This window comes from Ruminococcus sp. YE71, from assembly GCF_900119155.1.
In the GTDB taxonomy this organism is placed as follows: domain Bacteria; phylum Bacillota; class Clostridia; order Oscillospirales; family Ruminococcaceae; genus YE71.
The window spans coordinates 393,569-410,431 of the sequence record NZ_FPIR01000001.1 but is presented as its reverse complement, the minus strand read 5'-3'; the positions used below and the strand labels follow the sequence as shown (position 1 = coordinate 410,431).

The window sequence follows — 16,863 nt, the reverse complement described above, 5'->3', positions numbered from 1 at the left end:
GAGACCCGTCACAATGGTCTTGGTCGTGCCTGTTACGAATGTGATGACTGTCTTGCCGCCTGCGGTCTTGACTGTGTAGTCAACGTCCTTGATGAGAACGGATGTTCCTCTCATGAGAACGAGGCAGGAAGTGTCTGCGGTGGTCTCGATCTTGAGCTTCGCGCCCTCGATCTCGTCGCCGCCTGCCATTTCGGTCTTGCTTACGCTTACGGTGCCGAACTTGCGGAGCGCGTCGCAGATGGTGAGAGTGTCGCCGTCGAATACTGCGTAGCCCTCGGTCGCGTCGCTTGCAAAATCAGTCTTCGCGTCGGTAACCTTAACAACGTCGTTCTTGGTGTTGTCTACAACGAACGTTACCTCGGATGCGAGCACGTCATACTTGTTGCCGTCGGCATCGGTGATTACCTTTTCGCCCTGAGTCTCGGTCAGCGTGTAGGTACCATTTAATAAGTACTTGATCTCGACTGCCGATTTTCCGGAAGTCCAGGTGATACCGTCGCCGTTTGCGGTGAGCTTGACACCTGCATTCGCAGAAGCGATCTCAGCCCACTGCTCAGCGGTCAGGCTGGAGTTTGTTATGGTCAGAACAGCGTTCTGAACCTCGGTCTTGCCCGTGAGGTCGGTCTTGTTAACGGAGAGCTTGACAGCCTCGTCGATGACCTCGATTGCGGACTTGCTAACTTCGCCCTTGCTGTTGACTGTGAAATCAAAAGTGCTCTCGTTGATGACATAGCCATCAGGTGCGATGGTCTCAGTCAGCGTGTAGCTGCCTTCTGCCAGTCCCGTTACAAAGGTCTTAGTGCTTCCAGTTGTGAATGTAATCGTGGTCTTGCCGTTCTTTGTCTCGACGGTGTAATCGGAACCCTCGGTGAGGTTCTTGCCGTCGCGGGTCAGAACAACATTCGATGTGTCGGCGGTGGTCTCGATTTTCAGGGTCGCGCCCTCGATCTCGTCGCCGCCAGCCATCTCGGTCTTGCTAACGCTTACGGTGCCGAACTTGCGAAGTGCGTCACAAATAGTGATCGTGTCGCCGCTTGCTACGGCGTAGGCTTCCTCGGCGGTCTTGTCGAAATCCGACTTGGCATTGGTCACCGTGAGGAAATCTGCCTTGGAATTGTCGATGGTGAAGATAACGTCGGAAGTCAGAACGTCGTAAACGTTGCCGTTGTCGTCGGTGATCTTCTCCTCGCCCTGAGTTTCTGTGAGGGTGTAGGTGCCATTCGGCAGACCTACGATCTGGACTTCGGAATCGCCCGATGTCCAGGTGATGCCGTCGCCGTAGGTGGTCATCTGAACACCTGAGCTCGAATCGGCGATCTGTGCCCACTGATACTCGGAGAGAGAATCGTTGGTGATGGTCAGAACAGCGTTATGGACCTCGTTCTTGCCTGTGAGGTCGGTCTTGTTGATATTGATGACGAGCATATCGTCAACGATATCTATAACGCCGCTGCCCTTGACCTTGTTGGAAGCGTCTACTTCAAAGCCGTTAGCGGCGGGGTTCACGGTGTAGCCGTCGGGAGGAACTATCTCGGTGACAGTGTACTTGCCCTGAGTGAGTCCGCCGATAACGGCAGTGCCGCTCGCGGTCGTGAACTTGATGTAGGTGCAGCCGCCCTTTGTGCCTGTTGTGAAATCGAGGGGCTTGCCTGTATCACTTTCGGTAACGGTGATATCGGAAGTTTCGATCTCGCGGTCGGCGGTCACTGTCACTACAGCGCCTTCGAGTGCTTTGCCGTCGTTATCGACCTTGGTGATCTCAACGGATGCAAATGTCTTTTCGGCATCGCAAACAGTGAATTTTGCGTTGGTGGTGTCTGTACCCTCGGTGTAGAGCACATAACCCGACTCTTTGTCCTTGCTTGTGACACTGTCCTTGTCAACAGTGCCGCTCACGTTCTTTACCTTACCCGATTCAACGGTAAAGCTGACTGCGGAATCGACTACCTTATACTTGGAAGCCGAATCTTCAACGCCTGTCTCCATGAGAACGTAGTCGCCCTCGGTGAGTACTGCGGCGTGTGCAGTTCCGTCGGATACCCAGCTGTCCACGGGAGCCTTGCCCGAAAGGGGCTTGCCGTTCGCGCCGATATCCTCAGCCTTGTAGACAGCGAGCTTTGCGCCTGCTATCTCGTTCTCGCCCGTGATGTCGGTCTTGCTGAATTCAACGGTAGCGTCGGTTATCTTCTGGGTCTCATCCTTTTGGTTGGTGAGAGTGTAGTTGAAGATAGCGCCCGAGCCCGAGGAATCCTGTTCGGCAGTGGTGGTGAGGTTCTCGGGGCTGTCGTAAGAAGCGTTGGTGCTGCTTACGTGCTTCACCCAGGAGTTCACCTTGTAGCCCGAAAGCTGGTTCTCGTCGATAGAGTAAGCGTACTTGGAGTACGAACCTGTAGCCTCGTTATACTCAAGAGTCTTGAACTTGAGAGTTACGAGCCACTTTCCGTCAGCCTCTTCGACCGCGTTGTCGTTGAGCTTCACGAGCTTTGTGAACGTAGTCGAAACGCCTGTGGGGTTGCCCTTTGCATCGAGTTCGGTCTTTTCCACGTTCAGAGTGAAGTGGTCGGGTCTGATGGACTTATCGTCGCCGTTCCAGTCCTTCTCGATGTTGATGATGATGTAACCCTCCATGCTTCCTGCTTCGATAGTAGCCGAAACGCCGTAATCGTCGCTGTCCACAACGGTGCTGGAGGACTGTGAGTCGCTTCCGCTTCCGCGGACAACAGCTGTGTTGCTGTATCTCGCCATTTCCTCTTCCTTGCTGAGGGTTATGTGCTTGTCCATAGTCTGGATAAGGCAGCTGTAGCTGATGGTGTAAGCTGTCTCGTCGTCAAGCGCGAATGTCATCTTCTTGCCGGGGCCTGTTCTTGTTACGGACCAGCCCTCGACCTTTTTGCCGTCCTTGTAGAAGTATGCGGCAACAGTGCCCTGGGAATTGTCGCCGTCGTCTGTCTTCTTCACGGTGTAGACGGTGCCGTTGATGGATACGGTCTCGGGGAGCTCATAGTTGCCGCCGAGCCAGTCGTCAACGAATATCTTGCCGTTTTCCGACAGTTTCTTCTTTTCGGGGTTCACCTTGATGGTGAAGTCGGTGGTCACATACAGACCTTTATCGGTCTCGACCTGCTTGTATTCGCCGTCCTTCTTGTCAATGAGCTTGTTTCCGTCGGAGGTGAGGGTCTGAGTAGAGGTGATGTCCTCAGCCTGCGGCTTGTCATTGAGGTAAACATCGGCAGTGTTCACGAGCGTGAGGCCCTCGTCGAACGCCATTTTTATCCGGCCTTCTTCGGTGAGCTGAAGAGCATAGCCCAGCGCCATAACGTTTCCTCTTGCCTTGTAGGAAGCGATGAGCTCGTCGGTAAGAGTGATGGTGAAGGTAACTTTTCTGCCCTTGACGCTTGTGGTCACGCAGTCGTTGAAGAACGAGCACTGAGCAGCCATCCAGTCGGGAAGGTCTGTCCAGGTCACGGTGTTGTATACGTCAAGACCGCTGATGTACTTGTCGTTGGTCTGGAGCATTACCGTGCCGTTCACAAGCTCGGTGCATTCGGGGAGGGTGTCAACTACCTTGATGACGTCGCCCGACTTGTAGTTGGCGTCGCCGTAGATGTCGAACTCCCAGAAGGTTGTGCCGTTCTTGTCGTTGGCGGCGGAGTAGCCGCTGATGGTGGACTGACCTGTTCTCTTAAAGCCTGTGATCTCAGACTTCTTGGTAGCCGAATCGGTGAATTCTCCCGTTTCGTTGTCAGTGGTGGTGTATACCGCCTTGACGGTATTGGTGTAGGTATCGGTCACCTGGCCGTTCAGCTTGGTGGTGTAGGTGATGGTCAGCGTCTTGCCTGCGTAGTCGGTGAGGAACGCCTTGTTGAGAACAAGGTTGAAGTCGCTCGACTTCGCGATCTCGTCCGCCTGATCCGAATTGCCGCTCACCCAGCCGTAGTAGCCTGTGTAGTTGGATGTACCTGTGTACGCCTTCATCTGGTCGGAGGGGATAACTGTCCCGTCCACCGTGTAGGTGAAAGCGTCGGTGAAGAAGCCGCCTGTAAGGGTCGGGTCGGACTTTGAGGTCACCCAGCTCGGTCCCGCCGTTTCGTCGAAGACGTTGTCCTCGATGGTGATGGTGGCGAGGTCGCCGGTATCCTCGGGTATCTCGACCTCTATCTTCCATGTGATGGAATCATCATCGGTGGAAACGATCGATTTGCCCGTGCCGCCCACGATACCCGTGGACTCCTTCTTGAAGATTGTGGTAGTCTCGTCCTCGAAGTTCTCGCCGCCGTAAACGAACTTAGCGTCGTTCGTAGCCTTGACGTTCTTGTCCTGAGCTACCCAGTTGTCCTTGTCGATGTCAACATCGTACTCTGCCCTGTAGCAGCCTGCTGCGCTGTCGTAGGTGAGAACGACGTCGTCGATGTCTCCGCCGTAGAGCTTCTCGTCGCCCTTGGTGACGGTAAGGCAGTCGGAGACGGTGATCTGTTCGTGGTCGGTGATACCGAGGAACACATCCAGATCGTTCGGGTGGAATTCCAGCGTGTAATGGATCTTATCGCCCTGTACTTCGGCGCTCTTGTCGAAGGTAGCCTTCTCAACGGTAACGCCCGCATAGCTCGTGCCTGCGTGCAGATCCATCTCGTCATATGCCGAGATGGCGTTGTTCTGAGTGGCGTACTTCTGACCCGATGCGCAGTCAGCGAGATAGTCCTTGTTGAGCTTTACCCTGTAGGTAAGCACAACGCCGTCGCCGGGCACTTCGGGAAGCACCATGTTGAACTGTCCTATCTCATCCGATGGACCTGTAAAGGTGATGTCGGCCGAAGAAGTAAGATCTTCTCCTCCGTTGGATACGACCTTGACGCTCGAAGCGTCGATCGATTTGAAGAGATCGGTACGCTCGCCGTCGAGCTTATCGATCAGTGTCACATTCTTAAGCGGGGTCCCGCCCTCGGGCTTTACGGATACCGAGAAGGTCTGATAGATATCATCGCCCTCGATCACGAGTTCGCCCGATGTCTTTTTGATATCAAGCCCCTGAGGTGCAAGGCGGAAGGTGTAGGTCTCGCCGAGATACGAGAAGCTGAAGCAGCCGTTCGCGTCAAGATCGTCCTTATCCACATCAACGACTACGAACGCTTCGTAGGAACCGCGGAAGTTATCGTACCTGTCGTTCTTCGGTGTAGCGTCGATCGTTACCGTGCCGTCGCTGATGGTGTAATCGCCGTCGCAGGTAAAGCCCTGAACATGGGCTTCGCTTGTCTGGCAGTCAACGACATCCGTGTTGATGCCGAGGCTGAACTCAAGCTCGAACGGGTCGTGGTTCATGTATTCGCTCGAATCCCAGCTGAATCCGAGACTGAGGACCTGCCCGTTATGCAGAGTGGCGCCGCTGCCGATCTCATCGCCCGATTCCGCATCCTGCACGCCCGTGGAGTTTACGTGGAAGTACTGGGTGATATCGGTATCACCGTTTACCGTCGCGGGCCAGTTGTCCGCAGCGCCTGCGCGGATGCTGAACATATCCGCAGGCAGAGTCGTAAACACCATCAGAGCGGAAGTGAGCGTACTCAGTATCCTGCTTGATAAAGTCTTTTTCTTACTCAAGAATGATCCCCCTTTCCTGAAAAGATTTTAATATCCGCACGCGGGCGCTTTCGGTCTTTTCGGCTACACGCTATCCGAAAAAGTGCCGTTTTCCGCCGTTTGTGCGGGTGAGATTTAAGCGTTCCCTTTGGGAACATTCAGGGATTCCTCCTTTCTGATGAGAGCGGCGAGCCTTCCCCCAAGAACTGCCGTCCCGAACTCCATATGAGTTACTCCTTGTATTATACCATAAATATAGCAAACTGTCAACAGCTTATGCAAATTTTCGTAACGAAATTTCGTCTGTTTTTACACAATTTTGCAAGATATACATGATTTTTCGCAAACGTTTTCGGGAAACTTTTTCGGACAGTTTACGATCTGCCTGCCGACGCCCTTGAAAATACAGGGCTTTCACGGTCGCAAATGTTCGGAAAAGCACGGAATACCGCGAAAAATCACGTATGAACTTTGTGAACGCTTGATGAATGTATAATTACAGAAAAAGACCTCCGATGCACATGACATCGAAGGTCTTTGAAAAAACGTCGGGACGACAGGACTTGAACCTGCGGCATCGTGCTCCCAAAGCACGCACTCTACCAAACTGAGCTACGTCCCGTAACCAATATATTATATCACATCATGAGCACTCAGTCAATATAAAGATATGAAACGATGCAATTTGATTGGGTTTTTCGTGATTTCGGAAAAAAATTCGCTCTACCCCCTTGAAACTCTGCGAAAATTATGTTATGATATATTAAGCGATATCATGAACTGTATCGTAACACAGGCTTGGAAACAACGACAGCGCGTATCGGACGCTCGGGCTTTTAGCTCAAATATCCATACAGGAAAACTTGTTCTAAATTTCGTGTAAAGGAGTTTTACATCTATGAAGTACGGTTATTTTGACCTGAAAAACAAGGAGTATGTCATCACCCGTCCCGACACTCCCGCACCCTGGGCCAACTACCTCGGCTCCCCCGAGTACGGCGCTATCATCTCGAACAATGCAGGCGGCTACAGCTTCGTAAAGAGCGGCGCTAACGGCAGAATCGCACGTTACCGCTTCAACTCGAACATCGGTCTGCCCGGCAGATACATCTACATCCGCGACAACGACGCAAACGACTACTGGTCGGCTTCGTGGCAGCCTGTAGGCAAGCCCCTCGACAAGTTCAAGAGCGTTTGCCGTCACGGTACTGCTTACACCACCATGACCGCCGATTACGCGGACATCACTTCCGAGGTCACCTACTACGTTCCGCTGAACAAGACCTACGAGGTATGGAGAGCTAAGATCACCAACAATTCCGACAGAGTAAGAGACCTCTCCGCTTTCGGCTTCATCGAGTTCACTAACGAGAACAACTACGAGCAGGATCAGGTGAACCTTCAGTACACACTGTTCATCACCAGAACCTCCTTCGAGAACGGCAACATGATCGTTCAGCACATCAACGAAAACAGCGGCAAGGACGAAAACGGCAGCAACTGGAGAGAGCGTTTCTTCGGTGCGGTCGGTGCTCCCGTTGCCAACTACAACGGTTCGCTCGACGCTTTCGTGGGCCCCTACAGAGATTATGGCAACCCCATCGCTGTTGAGCGCGGCAAGTGCGACAACGTGCTCAACTACAACTCCAACGCCTGCGGTGCGCTCCAGTCCAACATGATCGTTGACCCCGGCGAGACCGTTGAGATCATCTACGTTCTCGGTCAGAAGAACCCCACCGAGGCTGCCGCTATCCTCAAGTCCTACGAGGAAAAGGGCAAGTGCGACGCCGAGATCAAGGAGCTCATCGACTACTGGCACGGCGAGCTGAACAACTTCCAGGTAGAGACCCCGTCTGACGAGTTCAACAACATGGTCTCCGTATGGAACGCTTACCAGTGCTTCATCACCTTTATCTGGTCGAGAGCGGCTTCCTTCATCTACTGCGGTCTGAGAAACGGCTACGGCTACCGCGATACCGTTCAGGACATTCAGGGTATCATCCACATCAACCCCGAGCTTGCGGCTGAGAAGATCAGATTTATGCTGTCTGCACAGGTTTCCAACGGCGGCGGTCTGCCTCTCGTTAAGTTCGACCACGACGCGGGCAACGAGACCTGCCCCGACGAAAACGACGAAAACAGCGTTTACGCTAAGGAGACAGGTCACCCCAGCTACCGTGCTGACGACGCTCTCTGGCTGTTCCCGACTATCGTCAAGTATATAGGCGAGACGGGCAACAAGGGCTTCCTCGATGAGGTCATCGTTTACGCTGAGAAGAACGGCGGCGAGGCTACCGTTTACGAGCACCTCAAGAACGCTATCCGCTTCTCGCAGGAGAGACTCGGCGCTCACAAGATGCCCGCAGGTCTCCACGCTGACTGGAACGACTGCCTTAGAATGGGCAAGAAGGGCGAATCCACCTTCGTTGCGTTCCAGCTGTACTACGCTATGAGCGTTATCAAGGGCTACGCTGAGGAGCGCGGCGACGCTGAATATATCGACTACATCACCAAGGCACAGGCTGAGCTGGGCAAGACCCTCTCCGAGTGCTGGGATGAGGACAGATTCATCCGCGGTATCCGTGAGGACGGCGTGATCGTCGGCGCGAAGAAGGATCCCGAGGCTAATATGTGGCTCAATCCGCAGAGCTGGTCGGTAATTTCGGGCTTTGCTTCCAAGGAGCAGGGCGAGACCGCTATGAACAGCGTTCACGAGATCCTGAACACCCCCTACGGCGTAAAGCTGCTTGAGCCGCCTTACGTTGACCACTACTTCGACGGTGCGCTGATGCACATCTTCAACCCCGACACCAAGGAGAACGGCGGTATCTTCTCGCAGACACAGGGCTGGGCTATCCTTGCGGAGTCCCTGCTGGGTCACGGCGACAGAGCGTTCGAGTACTTCATGGAGTCCTCGCCCGCGAACATGAACGAGAAGGCTGAGATCAGAGTGCTCGAGCCGTATGTACACGGTCAGTTCACCGAGTCCACCCGCTCGCCCTACGCAGGCCGCAGCCACGTTCACTGGCTGACCGGCACAGGCTCCACCGTAATGGTAGGCTGCGTTGAGGGTATCTGCGGTATGAGACCGAACGCTGAGGGTCTGGTCATCGACCCGTCCATCCCGCACGTTTGGGACGGCTTCAAGATCGAAAAGACCTTCCGCGGCAAGAAGCTGCACATCGACATCCAGAACCCCGACCACGTTGAGAGCGGCGTAAAGAGCGTTACTGTCAACGGCGAAAAGCTCGACGGCAACTTCGTTTGCGAGTGCAAGATGACCGATGACACCAATATTGTTGTTGTGATGGGCTGAGCTCGTAAATAATATCCCGAAATAATTACCGCCCGACGGATGAAAGATGCCGTCGGGCGGTTTTTGTGTGTATTACTCTACGCCGCTTTTTTTCAATTTGGCTAATAGATAAATCGAGAATATTACACACACGATCGCGAAAATATAGAACAAATAACCAAGAATACAGCTGAAAACTACTTGGATAAAAATGGCTAAACAACCATTATCAAACCTAAGTTTGTTAAGTTCATTAAGTATTTTTTCTTCAGTTGTTGTTGGCATACCCATAATAGCTGTAGCAATAGCACCGGGAATGCCTCCTATTGTCAGCGCGATCACTTTTTCGATAAAACTTGAATAATGTAAAAAATAGTTCAATCCTGCTGAGCCGGGGTAATTGCAAACACTGGCAAAGCCCAAGTTTGTAAATATAAATCCAAGGAATAATACCAAAATATATATAATGAGCCTTTTCTTCAAAGACTTTTTGTTTTTCTTTAAATCATCCTTTGCCTGATACTCAGCTTGTTCATTTAGGGCTTTTGTACAGTCAGGACATAGTATTTTCAGCGTTGAGTATTCCTGCATACAGCATTGTGAACAAATATACCTGCCGCAATTTGTACATTGTGCAGTTGCGTCAATATCATTATGATAAAAACATTTCATAGAATCATCCCCAATAATCAAACGTGCATTTATTTAAATGCCAAAACAATATTATTATAGCATTCAAACGAATGCCCGTCAAGTGCATTCGTTTGAATGTATGATAAAATATACATAATATACAAATGAAGGGGTTTGATATTATGTATTTTTATCAAAGAATAAGAGATATACGTGAGGACAGCGACCTTTCTCAGCAGCAGGTAGCGGATATATTGAACATCACCCGTCAGCAATACCAACTCTACGAAAGCGGCAAGCGGGAAATGCCCATGCACCTGTTTATCGAGCTTGCTAAATTCTACGGCGTGTCGCTCGACTACCTCGCAGGACTGCAAAAATACAGGTCGAAATAAGCGGTCGGACTTTCGCACGGGATGGATATTCCTTACTCAAATGTTAATTGGGATATGGTTATAAAACCACGATATTTCAATTGTTTGAACATTTTTTAAGCCCTATTGACAAAGTTTGTCATAAGAGGTATAATTTATTATACATATAGAAACATACATATCCTATATTCCCGAAAGGAGAACAAAAATGAATCTTACACACCTGAGATACATGGTCGAGGTCGAGCGGCACGGCTCGATAACGAAGGCGGCGGCGGCGCTTTACATGGGTCAGCCGAACCTCTCGAAGGCCATCAAGGAAATGGAGCTTGAAATAGGCATACCCATATTCAAACGCTCGGCAAAGGGCGTGGTGCCCACCGAAAAGGGTCAGGAATTTTTGCAGTATGCCAAAGCTATCATCGTTCAGATGGACAAGATGGAAGAGCTCTACAAGGAAACGGGCGACTCGCGCATAGATTTTCAGCTCATGCTGCCGAGAGCGAGCTACATCACCTACGCTTTCACCGAGTTCGTGAACAAGCTGCCCAAGACCGAGCTCGTGGACGTGAAATTCAAGGAGACCAACTCCCTTGAAGCGATAAACGCCGTCATCGAGTGCGAATGTACCCTCGCGATAATCCGCTACGAGCTTGGCATGGAGGACTTTTTCACGTCGCTGCTGAACGAGAAGAACCTCAGAAGTCATGAGATATGGACATACGACTACGTAGTCCTCATGAGCGAAAAAAGCCCTCTCGCGTCGGCAAGGTCTGTCACCGAAGCCGAGCTGGAGGACTATATCGAGATACTTCACGGCGACACTGCCGTACCGAACGTTTCGGCGGCGCTGCAAAAGAAGAGCAGCCGCATGAAGTCCCACAAGAGACACATTTATGTATACGAGCGCGGGAGCCAGTTTGATATACTGAGTTCGGTGCCGAATACGTTCATGTATGTTTCGCCGCTGCCCGAGGCGTTGTTGAAGAGATACGGGCTTGTGCAGAAGCCGTGTGCAGGCACAAAGCGGACGAACCGTGATGCGCTGATATATCAAAGCAGTTACCGTCTGAGTAAGACCGACCAGCTATTCTTAGACGAGCTAAAGGACGTAATAAAAGAAATATCGAGAGGATAACGCATCACCCTCCCGTCCGCGCCGGAGATCAGGCGAATCCATGCGCCCCGCCTCTGAAAAAGTCGAAAAGAGCAAAGCGATTTTTTCAACTCCTCCGAGGCGGCGAGAACCCTGCCAAAACCACATCCGAACAAATTGTTAAAAAACTATCAAAACTATTTACAAACAGTTCCAATGGGTGTATAATGGTTATTGTGATAAAGCGTCACAGCGATAAAGATACTTAAAATAACGGAGGAAAATACAATGATAGTTACTTGTCTTGACCTTGAAGGCGTACTCGTTCCCGAGATTTGGATCGCATTTTCGGAAGCAAGCGGTATCCCCGAGCTGAAGAAGACCACCCGTGACGAGCCCGATTACGACAAGCTCATGAAGTACAGGATCGCGATCCTCAAGGAGCACGGTCTCGGACTCAAGGAGATACAGGAGACCATCGCAAAGATCGACCCGATGCCCGGCGCAAAGGAATTCCTCGACGAACTCAGAGGCATCTGCCAGACCATCATCATCAGCGATACCTTCACCCAGTTCGCAAAGCCCCTCATGGAGAAGCTCGGTATGCCGACCATCTTCTGCAACGAGCTGATCGTGGCTGACAACGGCGAGATCACAGGCTACAAGATGCGCTGCGAGAAGTCCAAGCTCACCACCGTCAAGGCACTCCAGAGCTGCGGTTTCGATACCATCGCTTCGGGCGACAGCTTCAACGACCTCGGCATGATCCAGGCAAGCCGCGCAGGCTACCTCTTCAGATCCACCGAGCAGATCAAGAAGGACTATCCCCAGTACCCCGCATTCACCGAGTACAGCGAGCTTCTTAACGCTATCAAGGCTGAGATCGCAAAGGGCTGATATACGTATATCTTACGCCGCGGCTTCCGATGGATATTTCGGACGCTGCGGCGTTTTTTGTCCTTTGGCGATGCGGACGTCAGGTGGATCGGGTCGTCTGACCGCCTGTGGGCAGCCCGAAGGAGATGGACAGCGCTGAATCCACCCTGTCCATCGAGCCGCGGTCGAGCTCGCCCATGCGCTCTTTCAGACGGCGTTTGTCGAGGGTGCGTATCTGCTCCAGCAGGATTATCGAGTCCTTCGCGAGACCGCAGTCTCCGCCGCCGACACGGATGTGGGTGGGCAGACGCGCCTTGTCGTGGCGGCTGGTGATGGCGGCGGCTATCACCGTCGGGGAATGGCGGTTGCCTACGTCGTTCTGGACGATAAGTACGGGTCTGATGCCGCCCTGCTCCGAGCCGACCACGGGACTCAGGTCGGCGTAGTATATCTCTCCTCTGTGTATGCTCATATCGGTCGCTCCTTTGCCGAAGTATTCATGTAAGTATCATGCCCCGACTTCCGCAGAGCTATTCACCGCGGAGATCGTCGGCTGATGTCGGTTTTCTACATATTATGCCGAAATGCGGTCATCTGACCCGAAAAATCTGATTGACAAATCTGCACGTTTGTGATATTATAAATATGCATACTGTTAATTAAAAGGGGATAACGAAATGCTTGACAAGGATTATAACGGACTGACAGCGAAAAAAGGTGCGCTGATACTTTTCGTATGCCTGATGCTTGCGGCGACGGTGTTCGTCACGAACTACCTGCCCTACCGCACACAGACCAAATTCGAGGAAAGATGCACCACGAAAACGACCGCTACCGTTTTCGGACTGGAAGAACAGTACCGCGACGGCAATATGTACTACGGCCCTATGATGGAGTTCATCTACTACGAAAAGGGTCAGCTCGTACACGCGGAGGCTGCGAGCGCCATAATGCACGATCAGAATTATAAGGAGGGTGAGACCCTGCACATCGGTTACGACCCGAATTCGCCCGGAGACCTCTACATCGAGGAGGACAGGACTGTTCAGGAACGCTGGAAAACCGCGTCTGTATGCACCGTACTGATATGCGCCTGCGGCGTGCTGATGTTCACCATCGGATGCGTGCGCAGTATCAGGGGTACCGACAAGGAGCTCAGCGCCCGTAAGTTCATCAAGACCCCCGACGGCAAGACTTTCAGCGAGTGGGCGGCGGAACAGCAGAAAAAAGCCGCCGAACAGACTTCACAGACAGACGAAAACGAGACCGAAGACAGATAAAAAGGAGATAAAAAATGTCATATTATTCAGTAGTGCGTCAAACACCCCAGGGCAGACGCAACACCACGATATTGAGCTTTGTCATAGCGGCTGTATGCTTTATTGCAGGTATTTTCCAGTTCATCAACTATAAGAGGGTAACAAATGCCTGTACCGAGTCGGTGACGGCGACGGTCGTTGACGTGGACTCGAAGAGGGTTCGCTCCCGCAGAAGCTCCCACATGGAATACAGGGCAACGGTCGAGTGCGAGAAGAATGAAGCAGGCCTCAGCAGCGTGACTTCGAGATATACGAGATACAAGTTCGATTACGGCGACACGGTGCAGGTCTACTACGACCCGAATGATACCTCGACCAGATACATCGAGCACGCCGAACCCGAAAATGGCTTTGCATTGTTTGCATTTACAGGCATCATGCTCGTCATCGGAGTTGTGTACGTCGTGCGCCGCAAACCCTGATGCCGTAAGACCGAGGAAAACACCATGCCCGAAAAGTACTTTATACATTATTATTATGGAAACGGAGCGGGAAAGACCTCTTCGGGGTTCGGACTGCTTCTGAGAGCGAGCGAGGTCATGCCTGTCTGCGCCGTGCAGTTTCTGAAGGACGGCACGAGCGGTGAGGTGAGAGCCCTCGGGAAGCTCGGGATAAACGTCCTTGCGGTGACCGAAGGCGTGAAGTTCATCCGCAGTATGACCGACGAGGACAGGGAACGCATCACCGCACGCCACAACGAGATGCTGAAAACGGCGCTGTCGGGCGGCTACGGACTGATAATGCTCGATGAGCTGAGCGACGCTTACGCGAACGGGCTCGCCGACAGGGGGCTGGTGGATAAAATGCTCGCCTGTCCGCCCTGTGAGCTGGTGATAACGGGTCACAGACCGATAGAGGAGTTCGTCTCCCGCGCAGATTACCTGACTGAATTTGTCTGTCATGAGCACCCCTACAGCAAGGGCGTCGCCGCGAGACAGGGAATAGAGTACTGAAAATGACCTCCGACGGAAGAAAGACCGTCGGAGGTTAATATTGTTATACCGAATCTTGGGGGCACTTGATAATCAACGGCATTACACAAAAATTTCGTTTAGTTATCACAGGAAAGTTGTAACAAATCGATTAAAAAGGTTGACAAATCGATTAAAAAAAGGTATAATAGAATTCGACACGGGGAAAGCTGTACCATTTTTCGGATAATCGGAAGGCACAGCGGAACACATGGCGGGTTCACCGCCGCGACTCATGACTTGCGCCTGTTACGCAGGGCGCACGGCTTAGAAAGGAAAGAAACGCTCATGATGAAGAAAACCATCGGCTTGCTTGCCGCACTGACGCTCACACTCACATCTGCGGGGGCAGTGCTCCCTGCTTCGGCTGAAGAGTACGCATATGACAGCTATTCCGCCGAAACGGACGGGACCACGGCCGATAACGGAACAGACACCGAAGAAGCACAGGCTGAGGCAGAGCAGTTCGCTCAGGAAAACTTCGACCCTCAGTACGGCAAATATCTCAAGTCGCTGGAAGCTGCCGAGGAAACTGCCGCAGCAAAGGCGAACAGCTACAATATGCCCGTTTACGGCGAAAAGGGCAGCGGAGATACCGACAAGTACACGGGCTATACCTACACCCATCAGGATCGCTTCAATAACTGCGAAAAGGTCATAGGCATCGACGTTTCCTATTTCCAGTATCAGATCGACTGGAAGAAGGTAAAGGCGGACGGCGTTGATTTCGCCATCATCCGTCTCGGCTACAGAGGATACGGCTCGTCGGGCGATCTCGTGCTCGATTACCGCTTTGAAGAGAACATCAAGAACGCAAAGGCAGCGGGACTTCAGGTGGGCATCTACTTCTATACTCAGGCTATCACCACTGCCGAGGCCAAGGAAGAGGCTGACTTCTGCATCAAGTACCTGAAAAACTATTCCATCGACCTGCCCGTATATTTCGATATCGAGAGCGTTGACTACGATATCGGCAGACTCGACAGCGCAAATCTCACCGTCGCTCAGAATACCGCTAACTGCAAGGCTTTCTGCGACAGGATCATAAAGGCAGGCTACAAGGCAGGCGTTTACGCTAACCCCTACTGGCTGAACTACAAGCTCAACGCCGCAGAACTCGCGAAGAAATACCCCATCTGGCTGGCTCACTATGTGACCTACACGGGCTATGAGGGCGATTTCTCCATGTGGCAGTACGCTTACACGGGTCAGGTAGACGGCATCTCCACCAACGTTGACATGAACGTTGATTACCGTGAGAAGACCGCGGCTCCCGCAAAGCCCGACGCTCCTGACGACATCACCGCTACCCTTAACGGAAACACCGCTGTTCTTGAATGGACTCCCGTTGCAGGCGCGGACAAGTATGAGGTGTACAGATACAATAAGGACATCGACAGATACATCAAGGTAAACACCGTTGTCAGCCCGAAGGTCACCGTTTCGGCTACGGGCACGGTCATCCCCTACACCGTCAGAAGTGTCAGCATTTCGGGCACTACCAAGGTGTACGGCGAATACTCCGATCTGGTATACATATCCAACAAGATCATTTCGGGTCTGGGAGCCGCATCGGACAACAAGAGCGTTACCGTATCCTGGAACGAGATAAGCACGGCTAATGGCTATGCGGTATACCGCTCGGTACACGGCGGCGTGTATACTAAGATAGCCACTGTTGAGGAGCCTTCCTACACCGATACCAATACGGAGATGGGCATCAAGTACACCTACAAGGTAGCTCCCGTATTCGGCAAGAGCGACGATGACGCTACCGAGGGTGCGCTCTCTACCGCGGTCTCGGCTATCCTCACCCCCAAGCAGATAAACACGGTGAGCCAGTACTCGCGCACTTCGAGCGCTGTCACCATCAGATTCGGACACGTTCTCGGCGCTTCGGGATATGAGTTCGCATTGTTCAATCCCGTTACCAATGCTTACAAGACCGTCGGCAAGACCATCGCTTCCGCGTCTATGTATACCTTCAAGTCGCTCAGCGCTGGCACTGGCTATCAGGTATGCGTAAGAGCATATTCCGAGGCTGACGGCGTGACTTCGTATGCACCCTGGTCGAGAGCCCTGAAGGTCGCTACGAACATCGAAGCTCCCACCATACTCAAAACTACCATCACCCCCTCTAACGTGACTGTTACCTGGGACGCCGTTGAAGGCGCGGTAGGATACAAGGTCTACAGACGTTCGGGCGTTTCCTACATCAAGCTGGCTGATACAACATCCCTTTCGGCATCCTTCACAGATACCTCCAAGGGTTCGAGAAGCTACGCCGTAGCAGGCTACTTCACCGCCAACAACAGGAACTACACCAGCCCCTACAGCGAACTCTGCACCATCGACGGCACTCTTCCGTCCACTCCGTCCTTTACCTCGGGAAGCAATTCGGGCGGCAACGTGACCCTCAAATGGTCGGCTGTACCGAACGTTACGGGCTACAGAGTGTATATGTACAACAACACCACAGGCGTTTACGATAACATGAAGACCATCAACGCAAAGAATACCTCCTGCAAGCTGACAGGAATCTATTCCACTGCGAAGTTCAGGATCAAGGCGTTCAGACGTGAAACAGGCGGTACCGTCTGGAGCGACGCTTCGGCTGTCAAGACGGTAAAATACTGATCGGCCGTGACAGATCAGTGCTTAAATTTTTGAGATAAAAACTCTCCGCAAGGCGTTGAAAACACTTGCGGAGAAATTTTTTTGCATA

At 52.2% G+C, this 16,863-nt stretch carries 11 protein-coding genes and 1 tRNA gene; 8 read left to right on the top strand and 4 right to left on the bottom strand.

Features of this window, described 5'->3' with window-relative positions:
- Together BT142_RS01780 and BT142_RS01775 are read right to left on the bottom strand one after the other, a co-directional pair.
- Window positions 1-5,595: isopeptide-forming domain-containing fimbrial protein (locus BT142_RS01780; RefSeq protein ID WP_084659269.1), on the bottom strand; the 5,595-nt coding region annotated here is incomplete at its 3' end.
- Window positions 5,596-6,122: 527 nt separating this feature from the next.
- A tRNA-Pro gene (locus BT142_RS01775) sits at window positions 6,123-6,196 on the bottom strand.
- A 276-nt stretch (window positions 6,197-6,472) separates the two neighbouring features.
- On the opposite strand from BT142_RS01775, the gene BT142_RS01770 reads away from it, so the two are divergent.
- Entirely contained in the window at window positions 6,473-8,890 is a 2,418-nt protein-coding gene (locus BT142_RS01770) for a glycoside hydrolase family 94 protein (protein ID WP_072416477.1), read from the top strand.
- Between the two features lie 72 nt (window positions 8,891-8,962).
- Here the strand turns inward: BT142_RS01770 and BT142_RS01765 are convergent, their stop codons facing one another.
- Window positions 8,963-9,541: a hypothetical protein gene (locus tag BT142_RS01765; protein ID WP_139182152.1), complete on the bottom strand. Its 579-nt coding sequence runs from the start codon at window positions 9,539-9,541 to the stop codon at window positions 8,963-8,965.
- A gap of 143 nt (window positions 9,542-9,684) precedes the next feature.
- On the opposite strand from BT142_RS01765, the gene BT142_RS01760 reads away from it, so the two are divergent.
- The 3 genes from BT142_RS01760 to thrH all read left to right on the top strand — a co-directional run bounded on the left by BT142_RS01760 (window position 9,685) and on the right by thrH (window position 11,869).
- Window positions 9,685-9,897, top strand: a complete 213-nt coding sequence (locus BT142_RS01760) for a helix-turn-helix domain-containing protein (protein ID WP_072416475.1) — start codon at window positions 9,685-9,687, stop codon at window positions 9,895-9,897.
- Between the two features lie 187 nt (window positions 9,898-10,084).
- Window positions 10,085-11,014, top strand: coding sequence for a LysR family transcriptional regulator (locus tag BT142_RS01755; protein WP_072416474.1), 930 nt, complete (start codon window positions 10,085-10,087; stop codon window positions 11,012-11,014).
- A 246-nt stretch (window positions 11,015-11,260) separates the two neighbouring features.
- On the top strand, window positions 11,261-11,869 hold the full coding sequence (gene thrH / locus BT142_RS01750; protein ID WP_072416473.1) for a bifunctional phosphoserine phosphatase/homoserine phosphotransferase ThrH: 609 nt from the start codon (window positions 11,261-11,263) through the stop codon (window positions 11,867-11,869).
- A gap of 79 nt (window positions 11,870-11,948) precedes the next feature.
- On the opposite strand, the gene BT142_RS01745 is transcribed toward thrH, so the two are convergent.
- Window positions 11,949-12,320, bottom strand: coding sequence for a type II toxin-antitoxin system PemK/MazF family toxin (locus tag BT142_RS01745; protein WP_072416472.1), 372 nt, complete (start codon window positions 12,318-12,320; stop codon window positions 11,949-11,951).
- Between the two features lie 205 nt (window positions 12,321-12,525).
- On the opposite strand from BT142_RS01745, the gene BT142_RS01740 reads away from it, so the two are divergent.
- The 4 genes from BT142_RS01740 to BT142_RS01725 all read left to right on the top strand — a co-directional run bounded on the left by BT142_RS01740 (window position 12,526) and on the right by BT142_RS01725 (window position 16,775).
- Window positions 12,526-13,128: a DUF3592 domain-containing protein gene (locus BT142_RS01740; protein WP_072416471.1), complete on the top strand. Its 603-nt coding sequence runs from the start codon at window positions 12,526-12,528 to the stop codon at window positions 13,126-13,128.
- 14 nt (window positions 13,129-13,142) lie between these two features.
- Window positions 13,143-13,589: a DUF3592 domain-containing protein gene (locus tag BT142_RS01735; RefSeq protein ID WP_072416470.1), complete on the top strand. Its 447-nt coding sequence runs from the start codon at window positions 13,143-13,145 to the stop codon at window positions 13,587-13,589.
- 24 nt (window positions 13,590-13,613) lie between these two features.
- Window positions 13,614-14,120: a cob(I)yrinic acid a,c-diamide adenosyltransferase gene (locus BT142_RS01730; protein ID WP_072416469.1), complete on the top strand. Its 507-nt coding sequence runs from the start codon at window positions 13,614-13,616 to the stop codon at window positions 14,118-14,120.
- A 306-nt stretch (window positions 14,121-14,426) separates the two neighbouring features.
- Complete coding sequence (locus tag BT142_RS01725; protein ID WP_072416468.1) at window positions 14,427-16,775, top strand: GH25 family lysozyme; 2,349 nt, start codon at window positions 14,427-14,429, stop codon at window positions 16,773-16,775.
- Window positions 16,776-16,863 lie beyond the last annotated feature (88 nt).